Raw genomic sequence first — 24,285 nt, 5'->3', positions numbered from 1 at the left:
ATGCTGGAGAAACACCATGAATGTAGTCACCACCGACCTGCCCGGTGTTCTGATCATCGAACCCAAGGTATTTGGTGACGAGCGCGGTTTCTTCTATGAGAGCTTCAACGCCAAGGCTTTCGAAGAAGCGACTGGCCTGAACACCCAATTCGTTCAGGACAACCATTCCCGCTCGCAAAAAGGTGTACTGCGCGGTTTGCATTACCAGTTGGAGAACACTCAGGGCAAACTGGTCCGTGTCACCGCCGGTGAAGTGCTGGACGTGGCGGTGGATATTCGCCGCAGCTCGCCGCATTTCGGCAAATGGGTGGCGGTACGCCTGTCCGCCGACAATCATCGCCAACTCTGGGTGCCGGAAGGTTTTGCCCATGGTTTCGTGGTGTTGAGTGATTTCGCCGAGTTCCTCTACAAGACCACCGACTACTACACTCCGTCGGCCGAGCGCAGCATTCGCTGGGACGATCCGGACCTGGGCATCGACTGGCAGCTGGACGAAGCACCAAAACTGTCAGCCAAGGATCAGTCCGCCGCGTTCTTCAAGGACGCTGAAGTCTTTTCCTGAATGCCTGTGTGAATCTTCACCGCCAGTGCGCACTTGATCCTGGTGCGCAGACTGCGCCCGCAAGCCTAGGCATAATGCGTCTATACCCATAGGCGCTTGATGCTCATGACACCAACTCTCCCCCGCAGACCCCGCTGGCGCAGCCTGGCGCTACTCGCGTTGTGCCTGGCGCCCTTGCTGTGGCCGCTGGAGCATCTGGCCGAGCGTTACTACCGCAGCGAACTGGCCGGGCAGAACCGTCAAACCCTCGACCTCTACGTCGCCAACCTGTTGGGCACTCTGCATCGGTATGAAGTGTTACCGCAGATTCTCGGCGAGTTGCCCGCCCTGCGCGCGACATTGGCTGCACCCGACGAGGGCGTGATTCAGGGTAATGCCAATCGCCTGCTGAAAAACATCAGTGCCCAGACCGGCGCCGAAGTCATGTACCTGATGGACACCACCGGCAAGACGCTGGCGGCCTCCAATTGGGACAAACACGACAGCTTCGTTGGCCGCAATTTCGCTTTCCGTCCTTATTTCAGCGAAGCCATGGCCGGGCGTCTGGGGCGCTTCTTCGGCCTGGGCACCACCTCGGCCAAGCGCGGTTACTTCTTCGCGGCGGCGATACGTGATCGCGAAAAAATCATCGGCGTACTGGTGATCAAGGTCGACCTCGACCACACCGAAAGCCTCTGGGGTAAAACCCCGGAACAACTGTTGGTCACCGACCACAATGGCGTGGTCATCCTCACGTCACGGCCCGAGTGGCGTTTCCGCTCGACCCGTCCATTGAGCGACGCAGAACGCGAGGCCATTACCGCGATTCAACCCTACCCGACCCGCGATCCCAAGCCGTTGAATCTAGACGCCAACGCCTGGCTGACCCAAACCCGGCAGATCGAAGAAACCGGCTGGAGCGTCAGTATCCTTGCGCCGCGCACCCTGATCGATCGTCCGGTACGCACCGTCGTGGCCATCGGCGGCGCAACGCTGCTGGTATTGATGCTGCTGCTCGGCCTGATGATGCAACGCCGGCGCCATTACCTGGAGCGGATCGCCTTCGAAGGCAAGGCCCGCCACGAACTGGAGGGCCGGGTCGCCGAACGGACCAGCGACCTCGAAGGCCTCAACCGTCGACTCAAGCAGGAAGTGCTGGAGCGCGAACACGCTCAGCAGGAACTGGTGCGCGCGCAGGATGACCTGGTGCAGGCCGGCAAGCTCTCGGCGCTGGGGACGATGTCGGCGAGCATCAGCCATGAGCTCAACCAACCGCTGGCGGCAATCCGCAGCTACGCGGAAAACGCCGAAGTGCTGCTCGATCATCAGCGCACCGAGGATGCTCGCGGCAACCTCAAGCTGATCAGCGAATTGACCGGGCGCATGGCCTCGATCATCGCCCACCTGCGCGCCTTCGCCCGGCGTGATCGCCACGCCCCGGAAAGTGTTGCCCTGCAACCGGCACTGGACGACGCGCTGGCGTTACTGGCCAAGCGTCGGCGCAGCATGGAAGTCGAGCTGATCCGTGACCTGCCGGCTGCCACCCTATGGGTCGAGGCCGGGGAAACCCGTCTGCGCCAGGTACTCGGCAACCTGCTGGCCAATGCCCTCGACGCCCTGACGGAAAAAGGCCCGCCGCGTAAACTCTGGTTGAGTGCCGAGTCCACCGCCGACGGCGTCAATCTGTACATTCGCGACAATGGCCCCGGGTTCTGCCTGGAAGCGCTGGGGCGTGCCGGCGAGCCCTTCTACACCACCAAGACCCGCACTCAGGGGCTTGGCTTGGGGCTGGCGATCTGCGACACCCTGATGCGCGCCTTCGGTGGTGAATTGTCGTTCTCCAACCACAAGGAAGGTGGCGCCCTGATTACCCTGAAGTTGCGCGCAGGCGCACCGGGCGTGAGCCTGCAACCGTCCGAGGACCGAAGTGCATGACCATCGACAACCGCATCCAGGTCGTGTTGATCGACGACGATCCCCACCTGCGCCAGGCCCTGAGCCAGACCCTGGACCTGGCCGGCCTGAAAATCCTGCCGCTGGCTGAAGCCAAAGGCCTGGCCGGGCAGCTGGAGCGTGACTGGCCGGGCGTGGTGGTCAGTGACATCCGCATGCCAGGCATGGACGGCCTCGAACTGCTGACCGAACTCCACGCCCAGGACCCGGAGCTACCCGTGCTGCTGATCACCGGCCACGGCGATGTGCCGCTGGCCGTTCAAGCCATGCGTGCCGGAGCCTATGATTTTCTGGAAAAACCTTTCGCCAGCGACGCGCTGCTCGACAGCGTACGTCGTGCCCTGGACCTGCGCCGGCTGGTGCTGGACAACCGCAGCCTGCGTCTGGCCCTGAGCGATCGCAACGAACTGAGCGCTCGGCTCGTCGGGCAATCAGCGCCGATGCTGCGCCTGCGTGAGCAGATCGGTGCACTGGCGGCGACCAAGGCCGACGTGCTGATCCTCGGCGAAACCGGTGCGGGCAAGGAAGTGGTGGCGCGCGCGCTGCACGACCTGTCGAGTCGGCGTAACGGTCCATTCGTGGCGATCAACGCCGGGGCTCTGGCCGAGTCGGTGGTGGAAAGCGAGCTGTTCGGTCACGAGCCCGGTGCGTTTACCGGCGCGCAGAAGCGTCGCATCGGCAAGTTCGAATTTGCCAATGGCGGCACGTTGTTCCTCGATGAAATCGAAAGCATGAGCCTGGATGTGCAGGTGAAATTGCTGCGCTTGCTGCAAGAGCGGGTCGTCGAGCGTTTGGGCGGCAACCAGCTGATCCCGCTCGACATCCGCATCATTGCCGCGACCAAGGAGGACCTGCGTCAATCCGCTGATCAGGGCCGCTTCCGTGCCGACTTGTATTACCGCCTGAACGTCGCGCCGCTGCGCATTCCGCCGCTGCGTGAGCGGGGTGAAGATGCGCTGATGCTGTTCCAGCATTTCGCTGATGAAGCCAGTGCCCGCCACGGTTTGCCACCCCACGAATTGCAGCCGGGACACCGGGCGCTACTGCTGCGCCATACCTGGCCAGGCAACGTGCGAGAACTGCAGAACGCCGCCGAACGCTTTGCCTTGGGTCTGGAACTGGCGCTGGACAACAGTGCGCCGGATGGCGGCGTCGGCAGCACGATTGAAGTGGTCAGCGGCGGCCTGAGCGAGCAAGTGGAGAACTTTGAGAAGAGCCTGATTGCCGCCGAACTGGCGCGCTCACACAGCTCCGTGCGCAGTCTCGCCGAAGCGCTCGGCATTCCGCGCAAAACCTTGCACGACAAACTGCGCAAGCATGGTCTGAACTTCGCCGATGCCGGCGCCGGCAGCCACACTGACGACCTTGATTGAGCTACCGTAAAATCATCCCCTTCACACAAAAGGCCCGTGAATGAACCGCGACAGTCGTCACCTGGAATCGATCCTCCATTCTGACATCCCCCTCACGCGGGACATGGGCCTCAAAGTGCTCGACTGGCACGACCAACAACTGCGCCTGCACCTGCCGCTTGCGGCCAACGTCAATCACAAGAGCACCATGTTCGGTGGCAGTCTGTATTGCGGCGCAGTGCTGGCCGGCTGGGGCTGGCTGCATTTGCGTTTGCGTGAAGAAGGCATCATCGAAGACGGTCACATCGTGATTCAGGAAGGGCAGATCAGCTACCCGCTGCCGGTCACCATGGACGCGACGGCGATTTGCCAGGCACCGAGTGCGGCAGTCTGGAAGAAGTTTCTGGCAATGTATGAGCGGTATGGGCGGGCACGGTTGACGCTGCATTCGCGGATCGTGAATACCGGGAGTGAAGAGGATGCGGTGCGGTTTACCGGGCAGTACGTCCTTCACCGGTAAAGCAAAAGATCGCAGCCTCGTTTCACTCGACAGCTCCTACAGAAAAACGTGTCCCCCGTAGGAGCTGTGTAGGAGCTGTCGAGTGAAACGAGGCTGCGATCTTTTGATCTTTGATCTTTGATCTTCAACCCCGAGCCAAAGCCAACAATTTCTCCCGCCAAGCCGCTTTAGCCGGCAGCGCCAGGAAAAACTCATTCAGCAACGACTCCCGCGCCGGATAGCAGAACGGCTCACCGTTCAAATCCAGCACCTCTCCACCTGCGCCTTCCAGCACACCTTGCGCAGCCGCCGTGTCCCACTGCGAAGTTGGCGCCAACCGCGGATAACAATCCGCCGCGCCTTCCGCCAGCAGGCAAAATTTCAGCGAGCTGCCGATGTTCGCCAGTTGCAACTCACCCAGGCTATCGCTCAATCCCGCGAGTAACCGTTCCTGCTCAGGGCTCGAATGCCGACGACTGGCGACCACCGTGAAAAGCTCACCCGCAGCCGGAACCTCGCGAACCTGAATCGGCAACGGCTCGGCGCCTTTATCACCACGCCAGGCACCCAACCCTGCACCGCCGACATAAAAGCGCCCGTTGGTCGGCATCGACACCACACCAAACACCACCCGCCCCTGCTCGATCAGCGCAATGTTGACGGTGAACTCTTCGCTACCGGAGATGAACTCCTTGGTCCCGTCCAACGGGTCGACCAGCCACCAGCGCTGCCACCCGGCGCGCACGCTCTGGGGGATATTGGCGTCCTCTTCGGACAGCACCGGAATGCTCGGATCCAGCGCTGTCAGCCCGGCCAGAATCACGTGATGAGCGGCCATGTCGGCGGCGGTGACCGGGGAATCATCGGACTTTGCAGTGACAGCAACGTTGACGCGCCAGAATGGCAGGATCGCCTCGCCAGCCTTCAAAGCCAGTTCAACGACTGGCGCCATCAACGGATGGGGAAAATTCAAGTTCACGGCAAAAACACCCCACGCTGAGTCAGTAAGTCACGGGCCAGATACAGCGCCGCCAAGGCACGGCCCTCGGTGAATCGTGGATTCTGCGCCAAAGACGACAATTCACGCAGGTTGATCTTTTCCACCCCCATCGGCTCGGGCTCGTCACCCTCCAGGCGTTCTTCGTACAGCTCAGTGGCCAGCACCACCTGGATCCTCTGGCTCATGTAGCCCGGTGACAATGACAACTCGGTCAAATGCTCAAGCTGTCGCGCGCCATACCCGGCCTCTTCCATGAGTTCGCGCTCGGCCGCCGCCAACACGTCTTCGCCCGGCTCGATCAAACCTTTGGGCAGGGACAATTCGTATGCATCGGTGCCGCCGCAGTATTCCTCCACCAACACCGCGTGCTCCGCGTCGAGCATCGCCACAATCATCACTGCGCCATGGCCGGTGCCTTTGCTGACCAGACGCTCGTAAGTACGCTCCACGCCATTGGAAAAGCGCAACTTCAGCTCTTCGACACAGAACAAACGGCTGGTGGCGACAATGTCGCGGGCGAGTACGGTGGGTTTCTGGCGCATGAGAGGCTCCTTGGCGTAAGCGGGTTACTATACCCGGCCTATCCTGATTGTTTATCTCAGATATCTTTTTACCGCTGGAGAAGTTTTATGTCCCTGCTGCCCTGGCATGACATCGATACCGTTTTGCTGGATATGGACGGCACGCTGCTGGACCTTCACTACGACAACCATTTCTGGATGGAGCACCTGCCCCAGCGTTATGCCGAGCTGCACGGGGTGAGCCGGGCCATGGCGGAGCTGGAATTGCAGCCGCTGTTCGAACGCAATGCCGGACAATTGCAGTGGTACTGCCTGGATTTCTGGAGCGCCGAGCTGAAGCTGTCGGTGCGCGAACTGAAACTGGAAACCGCGCACTTGATCGCCCTGCGTGCGGATGCGGACACTTTTCTGGCGGCGATCAAACGGGCCGGCAAACGCGTGGTCCTGATCACCAACGCCCACCGCGACTCGCTGTCATTGAAGCTGGAACGAATTGAACTGGCGCCGTATTTCGAGCGCTTGATCAGCTCTCACGATTACGGTTTCCCCAAGGAAAACCCGCAGTTCTGGGATGCCTTGCAAGCCGACATCGGCTTCGATCCGGCGCGCAGTCTGTTTATCGACGATACGTTGCCGATTCTGCGCAGTGCGCGCAATTTTGGCGTGGCGCATCTGCTGGCCGTGAGCGAGCCGGACAGCCGAAAAGGGCCGAAGGACACGGCCGAGTTTGCGGCGGTGGGGGATTATCGGGAGTTGATTGCCGGGCTCTGATACCGAGTCGTCTGCTTCGCGGGCAAGCCTCGCTCCTACAGGCCCCTGTCGTTCGCGGAGTATGCGCACGACAGGAACCTGTAGGAGCGAGGCTTGCCCGCGAAAGCCATCACACAGTCTCGAACCTTACTCAGGAATCCGCAACACCTGCCCCGGATAGATCTTGTCCGGGTGCGAAAGCATTGGCTTGTTGGCCTCGAAAATCTTGTTGTACTTGTTCGCGTCGCCGTATTCGGCCTTGGAAATCGCGCTGAGGGTGTCGCCCTTTTTCACCGTAACGAAGCGAGCGGCCTTCGCCACCGGCCCGGTCACCGTGATCTGGTCATCCACGCTACCGACCCCGGCAATATTACCCAAGGCCAACAGAATTTTTTCCTTCTCTTCCTGACTCGCCACTTCACCAGTGACGATGACTTTGTCGCCCTCGATTGTCGCCTGAACATTCGGATTACCCAGGCCGACCTTGCTGATGTGTTCCTTCAACTGCTCGCTGGCATTCGCATTGCCAGGTGTCAGCAGATCAATAAGTTTTTCGCCTGCTTCTTTCACAAAGCTAAAAATACTCATGGTGCACTCTCCTTGGGGTTTAGGTTCCAGACGCCAAAGACTAGACCAGCCTTGCAAAGCCCGGTTCCCAGCCGACCAATGACCCAACCCCGCGCAGGCGGTAGAATCGCAAACCTTGCCCGCGCCCTGGAGCGAAGATGGACATCAAGCAGCTCAAATTCCTCATCGCCCTCGACGAAACCCGGCATTTTGGCCAGGCCGCCGCGCGTTGCCACATCACCCAACCGACCCTGTCCATGCGCCTGCGCAGCCTCGAAGAAGAACTCGAACTGCCACTGGTCAACCGCGGCCAGCGCTTCGAAGGTTTCACCGCGCCGGGCGAGCGCGTGCTGGCGTGGGCGCGTACGGTGCTGGCGGCCTACGACGGATTGCAGGCCGAAGCGGCAGCCTGTCGCGGCAACCTCGTGGGTACGTTGCGTCTGGGCGTGGTGCCGCTGTCGAGTTTCGATCCGGTACCGCTGATGCAGCGCCTGCACGCCGAGCACCCGAACCTGCGCTTCGAACTCTCGGCCCTGAGTTCCGAGCAGATCCTCGAGCAGCTGGCGAACAACCGTCTCGACCTCGGTGTGTCCTATCTGGAGCGTCTGGACGGTGAGCGTTTCGACTCCCTGGCTTTCAGCGAAACCCACATGGGCTTGCTCTACGATCAGCGTTTCTTCAGTTTCGGCGACGCGCCCTTGAGTTGGAAATCGTTGATTGAACTGCCGTTGGGCATGCTCACCAGCGGCATGCATTTTCGCCAGTCCATCGACCATAACTTCCACAGCCGTGGCTTGGCCCCCCAACCGTTGCTGCAAACCGATGCGGTCCACCAATTGTTACAAGCGGTACACGGCGGTCTGTGCTGCGCCGTGATGCCATTGGAAGGTGGACTGGAAAACCTCACCGATCACTTGCGCCTGCAGCCTATAGAAAGTGCCCAGACCCTCGCCCGGCTGGGGCTGATCATGCGTCGTAGCGCTCCGCGTTCGGCGCTTGCAGAAGCCTGTTTCGCGATCTATCAGCAATCAGTGGCCGTCTCTTGATCGACGTCATCTATCAGCAGATCAGTAATAGCAATTAGACACGACCCGCTGACCCGCCTAGGCTTAAAACTGACCAACCCATCGGTGATACCTGATGAACGCCAAGCGCCCTGCCCGCGCGGCGCCTGCTGTTGAAACGCCCGCGACCGTCGCCAGTCAGACATACAGTTACTGCAACCTTGAATACACCGAATCGGCCAGCACCGCGCTGGCCGAGGAAGTCGCGTTGGCGATTGCCTATAACGGCATCAGCCAGGCCGTCATGTTGGTCACACCAACGGATCTTGAAGACTTCATCGTCGGCTTCAGCCTCGGCAGCGGAATCATCGAAGACGCCTGCGATATCTACGACTTGCAACTCAGCGGCACGGGCTCGGCGCAATACGCGCAAGTGACCATCGCCAATCGCGCCTTCTGGAACCTCAAGCAGCAGCGTCGGCAACTGGCCGGCACCAGTGGTTGCGGGCTCTGTGGCGTGGAAGCGGTTGAGCAAGCACTGCCCGATCTCAAAGTCTTGCCCGGCGCCCCACTGCCCCCGACCGAATGGCTGGACGGCCTGCGCCAGCGCATCGGCGAATTCCAGCCGCTGGGCCAACATTGCGGCGCGGTACATGCGGCGGTGTTCATGAACGGCAACGGCGAATTGTTGCTGGGCCGTGAAGACATCGGTCGACACAACGCCCTCGACAAGCTGATCGGTGGGTTGATCCGCCAGAAGATCCCGATCACTGGCGGCCTGGCGATTGTCACCAGCCGTTGCAGCCTCGAATTGATCCAGAAAGTTTTACGCGCCGGCATTCAGACCCTGGTCAGTTTATCGTCGCCCACGGGCCTTGCCGTGCAATGGGCCCGTCGACACAACCTCAACCTCATCCACCTGCCGCAGAAAAGTGCGCCGCGGGTCTACAGCCCCGCGACGGAGAATCAAGCGTGAGTCAACATCGTCAAGCCGACCAGAAACCCGTCCCCCGCTACAAGCCCTACAAAGGCCCAGCCGGTGGCTGGGGTGCGCTGATCAGCGTCGCCCAGGCCTGGTTGACCAGCGATAACGCGCTGAAAAACCTGCGCATAATGCTCAAGACCAACCAGAACGGCGGCTTCGACTGCCCCGGTTGCGCCTGGGGCGATTCTCCGGAAAAGGGCATGGTGATGTTCTGCGAGAACGGCGCTAAAGCGGTGAACTGGGAAGCGACCAAACGCCGTGTCGACGCTGCATTCTTTGCCAAACATAGCGTCACCTCGCTGCTGGAACAGAGCGACTACTGGCTTGAATATCAGGGCCGCCTGACCGAGCCGATGAGCTACAACGCCGAAACCGATCGCTACCAACCCATCAGCTGGGATGATGCCTTCACCCTGATCGCCAAACATCTGCGCGGCCTGTCGAGCCCGAATCAGGCCGAGTTCTACACCTCGGGCCGCGCCAGCAACGAAGCGGCGTTCCTCTATCAATTGTTCGTGCGCGCCTATGGCACCAACAATTTCCCCGATTGCTCAAACATGTGTCACGAAGCCAGTGGTGTTGCGTTGGCGCAGAGCGTTGGCGTCGGCAAAGGCACCGTGACCTTCGATGATTTCGAACACGCCGATGCGATTTTCGTCTGGGGCCAGAACCCCGGCACCAACCACCCGCGGATGCTCGAACCCCTGCGCGAAGCGGTGAAACGCGGCGCTCAGGTGGTGTGCATCAACCCGCTGAAAGAACGCGGTCTGGAACGTTTCCAGCATCCACAGCACCCACTGGAAATGCTCACCAACGGCGACAAGCCGACCAACACCGCGTACTTCCGCCCGGCACTGGGCGGCGACATGGCGATCATGCGCGGCATGGCCAAGTTCCTGCTGCAATGGGAGCGCGATGCGCAGAAGGCTGGTGAACCTGCGGTGTTCGACCACGACTTCCTCAATGAACACAGCGTCAACGTTCTGGAATACCTCGGCATCGTCGACGACACCCCGTGGGAGCAGATCGTCGAGCAGTCCGGCCTGCCCCTGGTGGAAATCGAGCAAGCGGCGCGCATGTACGCCAAGGGCAAGAACGTGATCATGTGCTGGGCGATGGGCATCACCCAGCATCGTCATTCGGTGGCGACCATCCAGGAAATCGCCAACCTGATGCTGTTGTGCGGCAACATCGGCCGGCCGGGTGCCGGTCTGTGCCCGGTGCGCGGCCACAGCAATGTGCAGGGCGACCGGACAATGGGCATCAACGAACGTCCGCCGGTGGCGTTCCTCGACGCTCTGGAGCGGCGCTTCCAGTTCAAGGTTCCCCGTGAAAACGGCCACAACGTGGTCGAGGCGATTCACGCCATGGCCGACGGTCGCTCGAAAGTCTTCATCGGCCTGGGCGGCAATTTCGCCCAAGCCACCCCGGACAGCACGCGTACCTTCCAGGCTCTGGCCAACTGCGACCTGACCGTGCAGATCAGCACCAAGCTCAACCGTAGCCATTTGGCCCACGGTAAAGACGCGCTGATCCTGCCGTGCCTGGGCCGTACCGACATCGATATCCAGACCGAAGGCGCCCAAGCGGTGACCGTGGAAGACTCGTTCAGCATGGTCCACGCCTCCAACGGTCAGCTGCAGCCACTGTCGAACCAGATGCGCTCGGAGCCTGCAATCATCGCCGGCATCGCCGCCGCAACCCTGGGCAGCAAACCGGTGGACTGGAACTGGCTGGTGGCCGATTACAGCCGCATCCGCGACCTGATCGCCGACACCATCCCGGGCTTCCGGGACTTCAACGAAAAAATCCAGAACCCGGGTGGTTTCTACCTGGGTAACAGCGCCAGTGCACGTCGCTGGAATACCCCATCGGGTCGGGCCAACTTCCGTGCGAACAGGCTGCCCAAACATCTGGTGCATGAGCGCACCCGCGCCACCGGCGTGCTGCCGGACCTGATCATGCAGTCGATGCGCTCCCACGATCAGTACAACACCACGATTTATGGTCTTGATGACCGTTATCGCGGGGTGAAAGGTCAGCGCGATGTGCTGTTCGTCAATGAAGCCGACATCATTCGCCTCGGGTTCAAACCCGGGCAGAAGGCTGACATTGTTTCGATTTGGGATGATGGCCGTGAGCGTCGGGTGAAGGGTTTCACGCTGCTGGCGTTTGACATTCCTGCCGGGCAAGCGGCCGCTTACTATCCGGAAGTGAACCCGCTGGTGCCGCTGGAAAGCACTGGAGATGGCAGCCATACGCCGACATCGAAGTTTGTGGCGATTCGCTTGGAAGCGGCGAGTGAGACTGGGTTGATTTTGGCCAAGTCGGCTTAACGCGGCGTCTGAGCTGACGCCATCGCGAGCAGGCTCGCTTCCACAGACCTGCCAATACATCCGTCAGGAAGATGTTTGCTAGCATTGCGTTTGAATCAATCCAGATCAGACACGAGTGCTCAGCATGCAACTCCCGGACATGAACCTGTTGGTCGCCCTCGACGCCTTGCTCGATGAAGGCAGTGTGGTAGGCGCTGCACGGCGGATGAACCTCAGCCCGGCGGCGATGAGCCGGACGCTGACGCGGATTCGCGAGGCCATTGGCGATCCGATTCTGGTGCGCGCCGGTCGAGGCTTGGTGCCGACGCCCAAGGCACTGGAGTTGCGCGAGCAAGTGCGGGATCTGGTGGAGCAGGCCGCTTTGCTGTTCCGCTCCGCCGATGAGGTGGATCTGGGCAGTTTGCGCCGGCGGTTCAGCATTCGCGCCAATGATTTCTTTGTTGGCGTTTACGGCGGCAAGCTATTTGACACGATGGAACGCCAGGCCCCGCATTGCGAATTGCGCTTCGTTCCTGAGGGCGATGGAGACGACGAAGCCTTGCGTGAAGGACGTATCGATTTAAGCGTCAGCAACAATCGTCCGCTGATGCCGGAAGTGAAGGTTCAGAACCTGTTTTCCACGCACTTTGTCGGGCTGGTGCGTGAAGATCACCCGTTGTTCGACGAAGAAATCACCGCCGAACGGTACGCCGGGTTTTCTCATATCAGCATGTCCCGTCGCGGGATCGCCCGCGGGCCGATCGACACGGCGCTCAACGCCTTGGGGCTGGAGCGGCGGGTGGCGGTGATTGCACCGAGTTTCCATGCGGCGATGTTCGCCTTGCCGGATTCCGATCTGATTCTGCCGGTGCCCAAGGAGGCGCTGCTGAGCGTGCGACGCCTGGGCTTGAAACTGCGCTCGTTCACCCTGCCAATTCCGTTACCGACCCTGATGCTGACCCAGGCCTGGCACCCGCGTTTCGACAAAGACCCGGCCCATCGCTGGATGCGTGAAACCCTCAAGACCTGTTGCGATGAGACGTGGCTGGCCGCACAACCTACCTGAGTTGACGCAACCCCTTGTGGGAGCGGGCTTGCTCGCGAAAGCGGTATTTCAGTCAATATCAATGCTGAATGACACACCGCCTTCGCGAGCAAGCCCGCTCCCACAGGGGATCTGTGTCGTTTCAAAAATTTGCCAGCCATCCGATTTGATTGCTGCATGGAACGCACTTATAAGCTGCCAACAAGTCAATTTTCGTAACCTTCCACGCTCCCTAAAATGCTTCGGTATTCCCCTTCCGGAGCTTGCAGTACATGACTTCCCTCACGGTCACGGCGCCTCTCGCTGCGGCCAAACCAACGGCCGCCGTCGCGCCACCGGTCTTCGGCCCGCGAATCATCATCGGCCTGGTGGGCGTGTTACTGGCGGTGCTGGTGTCGGGCCTGAACGAGATGGTGACCAAGGTCGCGCTGGCCGATATCCGCGGCGCGTTGGCCATTGGTTACGACGAAGGCACCTGGCTGGTCGCCAGTTACACCGCGACCTCGGTGGCCGCCATGGCGTTTGCCCCTTGGTGTGCGGTGACGTTCTCGTTGCGGCGCTTCACTCTGTGCGCGATCAGCGCGTTCACCCTGCTGGGTGTGTTGTGCCCGTTCGCTCCGAATTACGAAAGCCTGCTGGTCATGCGCACCTTGCAAGGTCTTGCCGGCGGCGCGCTGCCGCCGATGCTGATGACCGTTGCACTGCGATTCCTGCCGGCCAACGTGAAACTCTATGGCCTGGCCGGTTATGCCCTGACGGCAACCTTCGGTCCCGGTCTCGGTACACCGCTGGCCGGGTTGTGGACCGAGTACGTCGGCTGGCAATGGACCTTCTGGCAAATCGTCGTGCCGTGCCTGATTGCAATGGCGGCGGTGGCCTACGGTTTGCCCCAGGATCCGCTGCGGCTGGAACGCTTCAAGTCATTCAACTGGCGTGGCTTGCTGCTGGGGTTCCCGGCGATCTGCATGCTGGTGATCGGCATTCTGCAAGGCAATCGGCTGGACTGGTTCGAGTCGAGCCTGATCTGTGGACTGCTCGGCGGCGGGCTGCTGTTGCTGGTGCTGTTTTTGATCAATGAATGGTCGCAACCGATTCCATTCTTCAAATTGCAAATGCTCGGCATCCGCAACCTGTCGTTCGCGCTGTTGACGCTGGCCGGCGTGCTGGTGGTGTTGCTCGCGGTGGTCCTCATTCCCTCCAGTTACCTGGCTCAGGTCCAGGGTTATCGGCCGGTGCAGACCGCGCCGATCATGCTGCTGGCGGCGCTGCCTCAGTTGATCGCGCTACCGTTGGTGGCGGCGCTGTGCAACCTGCGCTGGGTCGATTGCCGCTGGGTGCTGGGGATCGGCCTGAGCATGCTGGCGCTGTCTTGCCTCGGTGGTTCGCAGCTGACGTCGGCATGGATTCGCGATGACTTCTATGTCCTGCAATGGCTACAGATTTTTGGGCAGCCCATGGCCGTGCTGCCGCTGTTGATGCTCTCCACCGGCAGCATCACTCCGATGGAAGGGCCGTATGCCTCGGCCTGGTTCAATACCGTGAAAGGCCTGGCGGCGGTGATTGCTACGGGTGTGATCGAGGCACTGACCACCGCAAGGCTGCATTTCCACTCGACCATGCTGGTGGACAACCTTGGTAACTCGCCCCTGATCCAAAGCGACGCAAGCCTGGCTCACCGACTGCATCAACAGGCCCTGGTGCTGACCTCCTCCGATCTTTATCTGTGCATGGCCGGCGTCGCCGTGGCGCTGATCCTGCTGATTTTCTGGCTGCCGACGCGGATCTATCCACCGCGCGCGCCGACTTGAATGCTTCACTGAAACAGAAGGTTTTTATGACGACTCAATCAAAGCAAAAAGTCGCTGTCGGCGTTGCCGCAGTGATGGCGCTCGGCGTGTTGATTTACCTGCTGGCGCCGGGCTTGTTCGGCAAGCGTACACAGCAGAGCACCAACGATGCTTTCGTCTCGGCGGACTTCACCCGGGTGGCGCCGCGCGTGGCGGGGTTCATCAAGGACGTGCTGGTGGAAGACAACCAGCTGGTCAAGGCCGGACAGCTGCTGGCGTTGATCGACGACCGCGATCTACGCGCTGCCGCTGAAGCCGCCGACGCTGAAACCCTGGTGGCCAGGGCGCAGTTGCAAAACGCTCGAGCCACCCTGGAGCGTCAGACATCGGTGATCGCTCAAGCCCAGGCTACGGTGGTTTCAGCAAGGGCTGAAATGGCCTTCGCCGAGCATGAACTGAACCGCTACAACCATCTCGCCGGGGTCGGCGCCGGCACGGTGCAAAATGCTCAGCAAGCACGCACACGCATCGATCAGGCCTCCGCCCGTTTGGCCAATGCCACGGCGGTGCTCGCGGCGGAACGCAAGCAGGTGGAGATCCTGACCGCCCAGCGTGATGCGGCCGAAGGGGGGCTGAAGCGAGCGCAAGCGGCGCTGGAAATGGCCAGCTATGAGCTGTCCTATACGCGCATCGTTGCGCCTCAGGACGGCATGGTCGGCGAACGCGCGGTGCGGGTCGGCGCCTATGTCACACCGGGCAGCAAGATTCTGGCCGTGGTGCCGTTGGAGCGGGCCTATGTAGTCGCCAATTTTCAGGAAACCCAACTGACTGACGTACAGCCGGGGCAGAGCGTGCAAGTGCAGGTCGACAGCCTCGGCGGCGAAGCCCTGCGGGGCCGCGTGGAGAGCATCGCACCGGCCACCGGCGTGACCTTCGCCGCGGTCAAGCCGGACAACGCCACTGGCAACTTCACCAAGGTTGTGCAACGGATTGCGGTGAAAATCCTCCTCGATCCGGGCCAGCCATTGGCCGAGCGGTTGCGGGTGGGGATGTCGGTGGAGGCGAGGATTGATACTGCAAGCGCCAGCGAGCATGAGGTTGCGCAACGATGAACTTTGTTAATCGCACATCCCTGTGGCGAGGGAGCTTGCTCCCGTTCGAGTGCGCAGCGCTCGCAAATTTGGGGTCCGCTGCGCGGCCCAACGGGAGCAAGCTCCCTCGCCACAGGGTCAGCATTCATTCAGTGGTTTTTGTGTTGAGTCTGTTTTCTTTGAGTGCCTGCACCGTCGGCCCGGACTTCCAAAAGCCTCAGCCGCAACAAGTGGCCGAATGGTCCAAACCAACTAAAGCCGCCGCCAGTCAGATCATTCCCGGCGAAATGGACGAACGCTGGTGGGAAGTATTCCACGACCCGAAACTCTCGGCCCTGACCCAGCGCGCCCTGACCGACAACCTCGACCTGAAACTCGCCAGCAGCCGCTTGCAGCAAAGCCGAGCCGCGCGTCAGGTGATCACCGCCGACCGCTATCCCACTACCGCCGCCAACGGCAGCTACGGGCGTAAACGCAACAGCGGTGAAGGCCTGAACGATCCGTCGGGCAACGACGGCGACTCGGCGTTCAACCTGTGGGACGCCGGCTTTTCCGCCTCCTGGGAGCTGGATTTCTGGGGCCGTGTACGCCGCGAAACCGAAGCCGCCGATGCCACGCTGGAAGTGGCGGAAAACGATCGCCGTGGTGTGCTGCTGTCAGTGCTTGCCGAAACCGCTCAGGACTACATTCAACTGCGCGGTGTGCAAGGCACGATGGCCGTCACTGAGCAGAACCTCGACGTCGCCCGCCACAGCTTGAAACTCTCGCAATTGCGCCTGGCCGACGGCGTGGCGACGGATCTGGACGTCGCCGAAGCCGCTGCGCAAGTCGCGGCCATCGAATCACGTTTGCCGGCGCTGGAGCAGCGTCAGTCGCAACTGATCAACGCCCTGAGCCTGTTGATGGGCGAACCGCCGCAAGCGTTGTCCGCCGAGTTATCCACAGACGCTCCCGTGCCGCAAACCCCGCGTCAGGTCGCCATCGGCTTGCCGTCGCAATTGGCCGAGCGCCGCCCGGACATACGTCAGGCCGAAGCCCGCCTGCATGCCGCGACCGCCAGCATCGGCGTGGCCAAGGGCGACTTTTATCCGCGGATCACCCTGTCGGGCAATATCGGCTCGCAAGCCATGCAATTGAGCGATTTCGGCTCCTGGGGCTCGCGCTCGTTCGGCATCGGCCCGCAGTTGAGCCTGCCGCTGTTCGACGGCGGTCGCCTGCGCGGCATGTTGCACCTGCGCGAAGCCCAGCAACAGGAAGCGGCGCTGGCCTACCAGCAAACCGTGCTGCGGGCCTGGCATGAAATCGACGATCAGCTCACCGCCTACAACGCCAGCCAACTGCGCCGCGACAGCCTCGCCGAAGCCGTGCGCCAGAACCAGATCGCCCTGCGCACCGCGCAACAGCAGTACGTCGAAGGGGTAGTGGATTTCGTCAACGTCCTCACCGCGCAAGGCGAATTGCTGGCGACCCAGCAACAGTGGGTCGAGAGCTCGACCGGGGTGTCGTTGGCGATGGTTGGGTTATACAAGGCGTTAGGTGGGGGATGGGAATCGGTGTATCCGCTGATGGAGACGGCGCAGCGCTGATCTGCGCGCAGAAAAACGAAAAAACCGGCCGGAGCCGGTTTCTTCACCCTGACTGCCAGCGAATTTAATCGCTGCGTGTAGGGTTCAGTGGTGCAGAGAGATTAAAGTCGCATGTCGAAGGCTGCAATGGCTGATTGATGGGGAATCGCGTAGGACGCGTCCTGATAATTTGTAAGGTATTACATACTCCCTTGACCAATCAATGATGCCCATCCGCTTGACGCTCACCCCCGCTGTCATAGACTCCGCTCATCCGTCAGGGAGTTACGGTTATGCGGCGTTTTCGTGTTTGGGTTGCAGGATTGACCTTTGTAACGTGCGTAGTACAGGCGCAAACGCCTGCGCCAGACGATCCGTTGCTGGAAAGCAGCGCGGTTGGCGGGAATGCGTCGGTCAGCAATGAAGCCCGTGGTGTGCTGCGGGCCCGGGATCAGGCGGTGCTGGCCAGCGAGTTGTCGGGGCGGATTGTCGAGTTGCCGTTCAGTGAGGGCGAGTCGTTCAAAAAGGGCGACACCCTGGCGCGGTTTGACTGTTCGGCTTATCAGGCTCAGCTCAATGCGGCTCAGGCCGCCAGCCGTGGTGCTGGTGAAGAACTGGCGCACAACAAACAACTGGCGGCATTGAATTCGGTCGGACGCTTTGAAGTGGCGCGAGCCGAGGCCAAGGTCAGCGAGATTCAGGCTCAGTCTCAGGTCTATCAGGTTCAGGTCAAACGCTGCAGCGTGGTTGCGCCGTTTGATGGCCAGGTCGTCGAACGTAAGGTCAAGCGCTACGAAAGCGTTGCCGCCGGCGCGCCGTTACTGGACGTGGTCGATAACCGCACCCTGGAAATTCACCTGTTGGTCCCGTCGCGCTGGATGGGCAAGCTCAAGCCCGGCCAGACATTCAGTTTTGTCCCCGATGAAACCGGTCAGCCGCTGGATGCCACGGTCAAACGCCTCGGTGCGCGAATTGATGAAGGCAGCCAGACTTTGCTGCTGGTGGCGGCGCTGCCCAACGCCAACGGTCTGTTGGCCGGCATGAGCGGAACGGCGCATTTCGCGGAGCTCAAATGAACGCCCCGGTGACCGGCGGCGCCGAGCAGGTGTTCGCCAGGTTTCTCGACCTCGAACGCCAGACCCGCGCCGCGCGCACGCCTTCGCAACTGGCTTACAGCCTGGTCAATGACGGTCAGGCGCTGTTCGGTTTCCGCCATGCCGCGCTGTTGATCGCCGGCAAGGTGCAGGCGGTTACCGGTGTTAGTGCCGTGGAACCGAATGCGCCGTTCGTGGCGTTTGTCGAGCAGGCGGTCGCACAGCTGTTCAAGCTTGAGGTGCTGAAACAGGCGCGGGTGATTGCGCCTGATCTCCTTAGCGAATCGATTCTGGCCGACTGGCAAAGTCTGTCAGCCGCTCAGGTGTTCTGGCTGCCGCTGATCGATCATCAGGGCGAGGTGTTCGGCGGTCTGTGGCTGGCGCGGGATGTGCCGTGGAACCCTTCCGAACAAGTGCTGCTGTCGCAACTGGGCGACACCTACAGCCATGCCTGGCTCGCGCAGCAACCGCGCAAACCCTGGCGACTGCGCTGGACGCGCAAGCGTCAGGTGGCGCTGGTTGCCGTGTTGTTGCTCGGGCTACTGATTCCGGTGCGCCAATCGGTGCTGGCGCCGGCCGAAGTCGTCCCGTTGGGCGGTCGGGTGGTCGCCGCGCCGCTGGACGGAGTGATCGCCGAGTTTCTGGTCAAACCCAATCAGGCGGTGAAAACCGGCGACCTGCTGCTGCGCTTCGAAAGCACCACGCTCAAGGCTCAGGCCGATGTGGCCGAGCGCGCCCTGGGCGTTGCCGAAGCGGAACTCAAGGCCAATTCCCAACGTTCCTTCGCCGATGCCGAGTCCAGTTCGAAAATCGATCTGCTGGCGGCGCGAGTGGAGCAGAAGCGCGCCGAACGGGATTACGCCCGTGAACTGCTCAAACGCAGCGAAGTACGCGCCGAGCGGGACGGTATCGCGGTGTTCGCCGACGCCGAACGCTGGACCGGCAAACCGGTGCAAACCGGCGAGCGGCTGATGGAAATCGCCGACCCGAACCAGGCCGAATTGCGCATCGAGTTGGCCGTGGGCGATGCGATTGCCCTGGAGCCGGGCGCACAAGTCGCGCTGTTTCTCGACAGCGATCCGCTGCATCGGCACCTGGCCAAACTCGAACGTTCGGCCTACGAAGCGCAGCCCACCGCTGCCGGGCAACTGGCTTATCGACTGGATGCGACGTTCGACGCCGCGCCGCCGCGCATCGGTTTGCGCGGCACTGCGAAAGTCTTCGGCGACCGTGCGCCGCTGGCGTTGTACCTGTTGCGCCGACCGCTGGCCGGGTTGCGTCAGAGCGTGGGCCTGTAGATGAACCTGCCGAGCCTGCGGGCAGACCTGCAATTGTCGGCGGCGGCCCCGGCCCTCGACGGGTCGCCGCGCTGGACCCTGGCCGACCCGGTGCGCGGGCGCTATTTCAAACTCGGTGCGGCGGCGATGCGCCTGCTGCGCCATTGGTCGTTGGGCGACCCCGAGCAAGTGCTGCGTGCCGCCAACCGCGAACCGGGGCTGCCGCTGGATGGTGCGGCGCTTGAGCAATTGCTGGAGTTTTTGCGCGGCCACGATCTGATCTGCGCCCTCGACCCGTCGCAGCGCGCCAGTTATAGCCTGAAGGCCGCGGCCCAGCGCCAAAGCCTGTGGCAAATCCTGCTGCATCAATACCTGTTTTTCCGGATTCCGCTGTGGCGCCCGGACGCCTTTCTCAATCGCGCCTGGCCGTGGCTGGAGCGTTTCGGCCCGCGTGCATTGCGCTACGGATTGCCCGCGACGCTGGGGCTTGGGGTGTTTCTGGTGTCGCGGGACTGGCAGCGGTTTATCGCGACCTTTCCTCACCTGTTCAGCCTCGGCGGTGCGCTGGCGTTTGCTGTGGCGCTGTTTTTCGCCAAGCTGTGCCACGAGTTCGGCCACGCCTTCATGGCCAAGCGCGCCGGTTGTCGGGTGCAGAGCATGGGCGTGGCATTCATGGTGCTGCTGCCGATGTTTTACACGGATGTCAGCGACGCCTGGCGAGTCAATGATCGTCGGGCGCGGTTGCTGATCGGTGCCGGCGGGGTGCTGGCGGAACTGGTGTTGGCGTGTATCGCGCTGCTCGCCTGGTCACTGCTGCCTGACGGTCCCGGACGCACGGCGGCGTTCATGCTCGCCAGTGCGACCTGGATCACCACGCTGGTGATCAACCTCAATCCGTTCATGCGTTTCGATGGCTACTTCTTGCTCAGTGATTTCTGGGAAGTGGACAACCTTCAAGGGCGGGCCTTTGCCTTGTGTCGCTGGCGGCTGCGCGAGTTTTTGTTTGGCTACGCGGCCCCGGCGCCGGAGCCGTGGTCGCCGAAGATGCAGCGGCGTTTGTTGATCTGGGGGTATGGCGCGTGGTTGTGGCGCGCGGCGTTGTTTTTCGGGATTGCGCTGGCGGTCTATCACCTGTTCTTCAAGGTGTTGGGGATTTTCCTGATGCTGGTGGAACTGGTGTGGTTCATTTTCCTGCCGATCCTGAGCGAATGGCGGCAATGGTGGAGCCGTCGTGAACAGGCGCATGCGCCTCGGGTACTGCTCAGCGGTCTGGTGTTGCTTGGGTTGTTGTTGCTGCTGGCGCTGCCTTGGCGTAGCGCGGTGGAGTTGCCGACGATGCTTGAGGCCGGACGCGCCAGCGCCCTGCACGCGCCGGTGGCGGCGCGGGTCAAAACGGTGAATGTGCACGACGGCCAGGTCGTCGCTCAAGGTGAGGTGCTGATCGAGCTGGAATCCCCGGATCTGGATTCACGCCAGGCCATCGTCCGTCGCGAAATCCAGATCCAGCAATTACAGATGCGTCGTCAGGCCGGTCGTAGCGAAACCGCGGCCGACGCCGGAATCGTCGAGCAGCGCCTGGCCGAAGCCGTGGCCGAATATCGCGGCCTGGCCGCTCAGCGCGAACGTCTGCTGCTGCGCGCGCCCCACGGTGGCAAGGTGCGTGATCTGTTGCCGCAGTTGATGGTCGGCCGCTGGCTTTCGACCAAAGATCCTTTGACCCGGGTAGTCGAGGACGGCGCGCGGTTGCGCGGTTATCTGGCCGAGGCCGAACTCTGGCGTGTCTCCCCGGGAGCCAGCGGACGGTTCATCGCCGATGATCCGATGCACCCGGCGATCGCCGTGCAATTGAGCGAAATCGACACCAACGGCGTGGCTTATGTCGATCAGGAAGCGCTGACTTCCGATCACCACGGGCCGATCGCCGTGCGCCGCGATCAGCATCAACGCGCCGAGCCGGTACAGGCGCAGTACGGAGCGCGATTGAGCATCCTCGAAAATACCCCGACACCGGTGCAGCCGTTGCGCGGCATTGTGGTGTTGCAGGGCAGTGGCGAGTCGTTATTGGGCGTTGCCTGGCGACGCATGGCGGCGCTGGGAGTCAGGGAAAGCGGTTTCTAAGGAGGAACAGCGATGGCGAAAACCGATTCAATGGCAGCGGACGGCTTGGTGGTCAGGCCTTCGCGGACCAGTGATGGACCTTTTCTGCACAGCCTTTACCAGGCGGCGCGGCCGGATCTGCAATGGATCGACGGTGAGCAGGAAGTGGTTGAGCAGGTGGTTGCCCAGCAATTCAGGGTGCAGGAACAAGGGCTGGGGGAGAACTTCCCCAACGCCATGCATTATGTGATCGAGAAACTCGACACGGCCATCGGCGCACTGACCACCGACTTCGGCCCCAATGAAATCCGCGTGCTGTACCTGGCGTTTATCCCCCAGGCCCGCGGCAAGGGTTACGGTCGGACGGTGCTGCAAGGCGTGCAAAAAGCTGCGCAACAAATTCGCTGCCCCGTGGCGACGGTGGTCTGGGCCAATAACCTCCATGCTCGCCAGCATTACCTGGCGCTGGGGTTTCAGGTTGAAGAACGCAACCCGGCGGCAGAGCGGTTGGTGTGGTACCCACAGGGTTGAGCCCGGGGCAAGGCCCCCTCGCCACAGGCTCGCTCCCACATAAGCTCGATACAGAAATTCGAAGAGAACCACCATGAGTAACCTGACAATTATCCCTCTCAGCTCCGCCCTCGGCGCGCAAATCAGCGGCATCGATATCAGCCAGCCGCTGAACGTTGAGCAACGCGATGCCATCGAGCAGGCGCTGCTCAAGCATCAAGTGCTGTTCTTCCGCGACCAGCCGATTGAGCCGCAGCAGCAAGCGCGATTCGCCGCCTATTTCGGTGAGCTGCATATTCATCCGATCTACCCGAACGTGCCGGAGCAGCCGCAAGTGCTGATCCTCGACACCGCCGTCACCGACGTGCGGGACAACGCGATCTGGCACACCGACGTGACCTTCCTGCCGACCCCGGCCATGGGCGCAGTGCTCAGCGCCAAACTGCTGCCCGAATTTGGCGGCGACACGCTGTGGGCCAGTGGTATTGCGGCGTATGAAGCACTGTCCGCACCGATGAAAACCCTGCTAGAAGGGCTGACCGCTACTCACGATTTCACCCGTTCGTTCCCGCTGGAACGTTATGGCAACACACCCGAAGCCCTGGCCCAGTGGGAAGAAGCCCGGCGCAAGAACCCGCCGCTATCGCACCCGGTGATTCGCACGCACCCGGTGAGCGGGCGCCGGTCGCTATTCGTCAATGAAGGGTTCACGTCGAAGATCAATGAGCTGTCGGAAACGGAAAGCGAGGTGATTCTGAAATTCTTGTTCGCCCACACCACACGACCGGAATTCACCATCCGCTGGCGCTGGCAGAAAGACGACATCGCGTTCTGGGACAATCGCGTGACCCAGCATCACGCGGTGGATGATTACCGCCCGGCACGGCGGGTGATGCAGCGGGCGACGGTGTTGGGGGATGTGCCTTTCTTTCGGTGAGCACTCAGCTTCTTCAGTGGCTATGAGGGCCTCTTCGCGAGCAAGCCCGCTCCCACCGGTGATCGCATTCTTATCTAAGGACTCGGTCTAATGTGGGAGCGGGCTTGCTCGCGAAAGCTATGTGACAGGCGCCAGAAGACCCGGCGCCGAACACTTATTCAGCCGTCGAAGGCTTCTCCCAAAGATTGACCCCACCCTCCTGGGCAAACCGGTCAATCTCCGCCAGTTCTTCCACGCTGAAACTCAGGTTCTTCAACGCCCCGACATTCTCGATGATCTGCTCCGACCGGCTCGCGCCGATCAGCGCCGAGGTCACCCGTGGATCGCGCAGGGTCCAGGCCAGCGCCAGTTGCGCCAGGCTCTGACCACGGCGCTTGGCGATTTCATTGAGCGCCCGCACATGGGCGATGTTGGCTTCGGACAGGTGAGACGCCTGCAGCGAACCACCGCCCGGACGATTGACCCGCGCATCCGCTGGCACGCCATTGAGGTATTTGTCAGTCAACAGCCCCTGAGCCAATGGCGTGAAGGCGATCACGCCGGTGCCGAGTTCATCGGTGGTGTCCAGCAGGTCCTTTTCCACCCAGCGGTTGAGCAGGTTGTAGGCCGGTTGATGGATCAGCAACGGTACTTTCCACTCCTTCAGCAACCCGGCGATTTCACGGGTCTTCACCCCGGAATAAGACGAGATGCCGATGTACAGCGCCTTGCCCTGCTGCACGGCAGTGGCCAGTGCGCTGGCGGTTTCTTCAAGCGGCGTGTCCGGGTCAAAGCGGTGGGAATAGAAGATGTCTACGTAATCGAGGCCCAGACGTTGCAGGCTCTGGTCGAGGCTGGCCAGCACGTATTTACGCGAACCACCGCCCTGACCGTAAGGGCCCGCCCACATATCCCAACCGGCCTTGCTGGAGATGATCAACTCATCGCGGTACTGCTTGAAGTCTTCACGCAGCAAACGACCGAAGTTGATCTCGGCGCTGCCATACGGCGGGCCGTAGTTGTTGGCCAGGTCGAAATGGTTGATGCCCAGATCGAATGCCGTGCGCAGCAACGAACGCTGGGTGTCGATCGGCGTGCTGTCGCCGAAGTTGTGCCACAAGCCCAGGGACAACGCCGGCAGCACCAGCCCGCTGCGCCCCACGCGGCGGTAAGGGATGCAATCGTAGCGGTTTTCGGCAGCGGTGTAGGTCATCGAATCCTCTCTTGTCGGTCTTGAATGGGGTATCGACTGCTTTGCAAGTTGCCCAGCATACGCTTGGACAAACGCCGATAAACCTCGGACTCGAGAAAATGCTGAAACGTTTCACAAATTTCATCTCCAGTGCCAGACCCATCGCCAGGATCGCAGCCTGCAGGAGCTGCCGAAGGCTGCGATCTTTTGATCTTCGTTTGCCT

Annotated in this window: 21 protein-coding genes; 17 read left to right on the top strand and 4 right to left on the bottom strand. The window is 61.6% G+C overall.

The features are described from left to right. Window positions 1-16: 16 nt before the first annotated feature. The 4 genes from rfbC (at window position 17) to KW837_RS15050 (ending at window position 4,366) form a co-directional block, all read left to right on the top strand. Entirely contained in the window at window positions 17-562 is a 546-nt protein-coding gene (gene rfbC / locus KW837_RS15065) for a dTDP-4-dehydrorhamnose 3,5-epimerase (RefSeq protein WP_007895246.1), read from the top strand. 105 nt (window positions 563-667) lie between these two features. After that, window positions 668-2,476: an ATP-binding protein gene (locus KW837_RS15060; protein ID WP_218396903.1), complete on the top strand. Its 1,809-nt coding sequence runs from the start codon at window positions 668-670 to the stop codon at window positions 2,474-2,476. Then, on the top strand, window positions 2,473-3,867 hold the full coding sequence (locus tag KW837_RS15055; protein ID WP_123498366.1) for a sigma-54 dependent transcriptional regulator: 1,395 nt from the start codon (window positions 2,473-2,475) through the stop codon (window positions 3,865-3,867). The genes KW837_RS15060 and KW837_RS15055 overlap by 4 nt, the downstream gene beginning before the upstream one ends. Before the next feature lie 40 nt (window positions 3,868-3,907). Then, window positions 3,908-4,366 (top strand): thioesterase domain-containing protein, encoded by a 459-nt coding sequence (locus KW837_RS15050; protein ID WP_192346587.1) that lies wholly within the window; start codon window positions 3,908-3,910, stop codon window positions 4,364-4,366. A gap of 124 nt (window positions 4,367-4,490) precedes the next feature. Here KW837_RS15050 and cysQ read toward each other — a convergent pair whose 3' ends face one another. Next, window positions 4,491-5,324: a 3'(2'),5'-bisphosphate nucleotidase CysQ gene (gene cysQ, locus KW837_RS15045; RefSeq protein ID WP_218396901.1), complete on the bottom strand. Its 834-nt coding sequence runs from the start codon at window positions 5,322-5,324 to the stop codon at window positions 4,491-4,493. Next, a complete protein-coding gene (nudE, locus tag KW837_RS15040; RefSeq protein WP_123498360.1) occupies window positions 5,321-5,887 on the bottom strand; it encodes an ADP compounds hydrolase NudE in 567 nt (188 codons plus the stop codon). The genes cysQ and nudE overlap by 4 nt, the downstream gene beginning before the upstream one ends. 87 nt (window positions 5,888-5,974) lie before the next feature. On the opposite strand from nudE, the gene yrfG reads away from it, so the two are divergent. Further along, complete coding sequence (gene yrfG, locus KW837_RS15035) at window positions 5,975-6,637, top strand: GMP/IMP nucleotidase (protein ID WP_218396900.1); 663 nt, start codon at window positions 5,975-5,977, stop codon at window positions 6,635-6,637. A gap of 126 nt (window positions 6,638-6,763) precedes the next feature. On the opposite strand, the gene lysM is transcribed toward yrfG, so the two are convergent. Then, window positions 6,764-7,204 (bottom strand): peptidoglycan-binding protein LysM, encoded by a 441-nt coding sequence (lysM, locus tag KW837_RS15030; protein ID WP_218396898.1) that lies wholly within the window; start codon window positions 7,202-7,204, stop codon window positions 6,764-6,766. Window positions 7,205-7,341: 137 nt separating this feature from the next. On the opposite strand from lysM, the gene KW837_RS15025 reads away from it, so the two are divergent. The 12 genes from KW837_RS15025 to tauD all read left to right on the top strand — a co-directional run bounded on the left by KW837_RS15025 (window position 7,342) and on the right by tauD (window position 22,890). Next, window positions 7,342-8,229 carry a LysR family transcriptional regulator gene (locus KW837_RS15025; RefSeq protein ID WP_218396896.1) on the top strand — a complete coding sequence of 296 codons (888 nt, stop codon included), beginning with the start codon at window positions 7,342-7,344 and terminating at the stop codon, window positions 8,227-8,229. A gap of 94 nt (window positions 8,230-8,323) precedes the next feature. Beyond that, window positions 8,324-9,163: a formate dehydrogenase accessory sulfurtransferase FdhD gene (gene fdhD, locus KW837_RS15020; protein WP_192346579.1), complete on the top strand. Its 840-nt coding sequence runs from the start codon at window positions 8,324-8,326 to the stop codon at window positions 9,161-9,163. Continuing rightward, entirely contained in the window at window positions 9,160-11,508 is a 2,349-nt protein-coding gene (locus KW837_RS15015; protein ID WP_218396894.1) for an FdhF/YdeP family oxidoreductase, read from the top strand. Before fdhD ends, KW837_RS15015 begins: the two co-directional genes overlap by 4 nt. Before the next feature lie 124 nt (window positions 11,509-11,632). After that, complete coding sequence (locus tag KW837_RS15010; protein WP_008014076.1) at window positions 11,633-12,553, top strand: LysR family transcriptional regulator; 921 nt, start codon at window positions 11,633-11,635, stop codon at window positions 12,551-12,553. A gap of 251 nt (window positions 12,554-12,804) precedes the next feature. After that, window positions 12,805-14,340 (top strand): MFS transporter, encoded by a 1,536-nt coding sequence (locus KW837_RS15005; RefSeq protein WP_218396892.1) that lies wholly within the window; start codon window positions 12,805-12,807, stop codon window positions 14,338-14,340. Window positions 14,341-14,366: 26 nt separating this feature from the next. Next, window positions 14,367-15,431: an HlyD family secretion protein gene (locus KW837_RS15000; protein ID WP_218396890.1), complete on the top strand. Its 1,065-nt coding sequence runs from the start codon at window positions 14,367-14,369 to the stop codon at window positions 15,429-15,431. Then, window positions 15,428-16,996, top strand: a complete 1,569-nt coding sequence (locus KW837_RS14995; RefSeq protein WP_218396888.1) for an efflux transporter outer membrane subunit — start codon at window positions 15,428-15,430, stop codon at window positions 16,994-16,996. Before KW837_RS15000 ends, KW837_RS14995 begins: the two co-directional genes overlap by 4 nt. A gap of 272 nt (window positions 16,997-17,268) precedes the next feature. Beyond that, window positions 17,269-18,051: an efflux RND transporter periplasmic adaptor subunit gene (locus KW837_RS14990; RefSeq protein WP_218396885.1), complete on the top strand. Its 783-nt coding sequence runs from the start codon at window positions 17,269-17,271 to the stop codon at window positions 18,049-18,051. Beyond that, window positions 18,048-19,367, top strand: a complete 1,320-nt coding sequence (locus tag KW837_RS14985; RefSeq protein WP_218396883.1) for an efflux RND transporter periplasmic adaptor subunit — start codon at window positions 18,048-18,050, stop codon at window positions 19,365-19,367. The genes KW837_RS14990 and KW837_RS14985 overlap by 4 nt, the downstream gene beginning before the upstream one ends. Further along, the gene (locus tag KW837_RS14980; protein WP_218396882.1) at window positions 19,368-21,464 is read left to right on the top strand and encodes a biotin/lipoyl-binding protein; all 2,097 of its coding nucleotides are present in this window, start codon (window positions 19,368-19,370) and stop codon (window positions 21,462-21,464) included. Between the two features lie 12 nt (window positions 21,465-21,476). Next, window positions 21,477-21,974: a GNAT family N-acetyltransferase gene (locus KW837_RS14975; protein WP_218396879.1), complete on the top strand. Its 498-nt coding sequence runs from the start codon at window positions 21,477-21,479 to the stop codon at window positions 21,972-21,974. Window positions 21,975-22,047: 73 nt separating this feature from the next. Further along, window positions 22,048-22,890, top strand: coding sequence for a taurine dioxygenase (tauD, locus tag KW837_RS14970; protein ID WP_218396877.1), 843 nt, complete (start codon window positions 22,048-22,050; stop codon window positions 22,888-22,890). Window positions 22,891-23,044: 154 nt separating this feature from the next. On the opposite strand, the gene mgrA is transcribed toward tauD, so the two are convergent. Further along, window positions 23,045-24,082: an L-glyceraldehyde 3-phosphate reductase gene (mgrA, locus tag KW837_RS14965; RefSeq protein ID WP_218396875.1), complete on the bottom strand. Its 1,038-nt coding sequence runs from the start codon at window positions 24,080-24,082 to the stop codon at window positions 23,045-23,047. Between the last annotated feature and the right edge of the window lie 203 nt (window positions 24,083-24,285).

It is taken from the genome of Pseudomonas sp. PDM24 (assembly GCF_019218905.1).
Lineage (GTDB): Bacteria > Pseudomonadota > Gammaproteobacteria > Pseudomonadales > Pseudomonadaceae > Aquipseudomonas.
The sequence above is the reverse complement of the archived record's forward strand: the minus strand, read 5'-3'. Positions and strand labels throughout refer to the sequence as shown.

What these genes read in the sequence shown, in the direction of transcription:
- KW837_RS15005 (WP_218396892.1), top strand. Translation starts at nt 12,805, where the DNA reads ATGACTTCCCTCACGGTCACGGCGCCTCTCGCTGCGGCCAAACCAACG.
- KW837_RS15000 (WP_218396890.1), top strand. Translation starts at nt 14,367, where the DNA reads ATGACGACTCAATCAAAGCAAAAAGTCGCTGTCGGCGTTGCCGCAGTG.
- KW837_RS14990 (WP_218396885.1), top strand. Translation starts at nt 17,269, where the DNA reads ATGCGGCGTTTTCGTGTTTGGGTTGCAGGATTGACCTTTGTAACGTGC.
- yrfG (WP_218396900.1), top strand. Translation starts at nt 5,975, where the DNA reads ATGTCCCTGCTGCCCTGGCATGACATCGATACCGTTTTGCTGGATATG.
- KW837_RS15055 (WP_123498366.1), top strand. Translation starts at nt 2,473, where the DNA reads ATGACCATCGACAACCGCATCCAGGTCGTGTTGATCGACGACGATCCC.
- mgrA (WP_218396875.1), bottom strand. Translation starts at nt 24,082, where the DNA reads ATGACCTACACCGCTGCCGAAAACCGCTACGATTGCATCCCTTACCGC.
- KW837_RS14995 (WP_218396888.1), top strand. Translation starts at nt 15,428, where the DNA reads ATGAACTTTGTTAATCGCACATCCCTGTGGCGAGGGAGCTTGCTCCCG.
- KW837_RS14975 (WP_218396879.1), top strand. Translation starts at nt 21,477, where the DNA reads ATGGCGAAAACCGATTCAATGGCAGCGGACGGCTTGGTGGTCAGGCCT.
- lysM (WP_218396898.1), bottom strand. Translation starts at nt 7,204, where the DNA reads ATGAGTATTTTTAGCTTTGTGAAAGAAGCAGGCGAAAAACTTATTGAT.
- KW837_RS15060 (WP_218396903.1), top strand. Translation starts at nt 668, where the DNA reads ATGACACCAACTCTCCCCCGCAGACCCCGCTGGCGCAGCCTGGCGCTA.
- rfbC (WP_007895246.1), top strand. Translation starts at nt 17, where the DNA reads ATGAATGTAGTCACCACCGACCTGCCCGGTGTTCTGATCATCGAACCC.
- KW837_RS15010 (WP_008014076.1), top strand. Translation starts at nt 11,633, where the DNA reads ATGCAACTCCCGGACATGAACCTGTTGGTCGCCCTCGACGCCTTGCTC.
- nudE (WP_123498360.1), bottom strand. Translation starts at nt 5,887, where the DNA reads ATGCGCCAGAAACCCACCGTACTCGCCCGCGACATTGTCGCCACCAGC.
- KW837_RS14980 (WP_218396882.1), top strand. Translation starts at nt 19,368, where the DNA reads ATGAACCTGCCGAGCCTGCGGGCAGACCTGCAATTGTCGGCGGCGGCC.
- KW837_RS14985 (WP_218396883.1), top strand. Translation starts at nt 18,048, where the DNA reads ATGAACGCCCCGGTGACCGGCGGCGCCGAGCAGGTGTTCGCCAGGTTT.
- KW837_RS15025 (WP_218396896.1), top strand. Translation starts at nt 7,342, where the DNA reads ATGGACATCAAGCAGCTCAAATTCCTCATCGCCCTCGACGAAACCCGG.
- KW837_RS15050 (WP_192346587.1), top strand. Translation starts at nt 3,908, where the DNA reads ATGAACCGCGACAGTCGTCACCTGGAATCGATCCTCCATTCTGACATC.
- fdhD (WP_192346579.1), top strand. Translation starts at nt 8,324, where the DNA reads ATGAACGCCAAGCGCCCTGCCCGCGCGGCGCCTGCTGTTGAAACGCCC.
- tauD (WP_218396877.1), top strand. Translation starts at nt 22,048, where the DNA reads ATGAGTAACCTGACAATTATCCCTCTCAGCTCCGCCCTCGGCGCGCAA.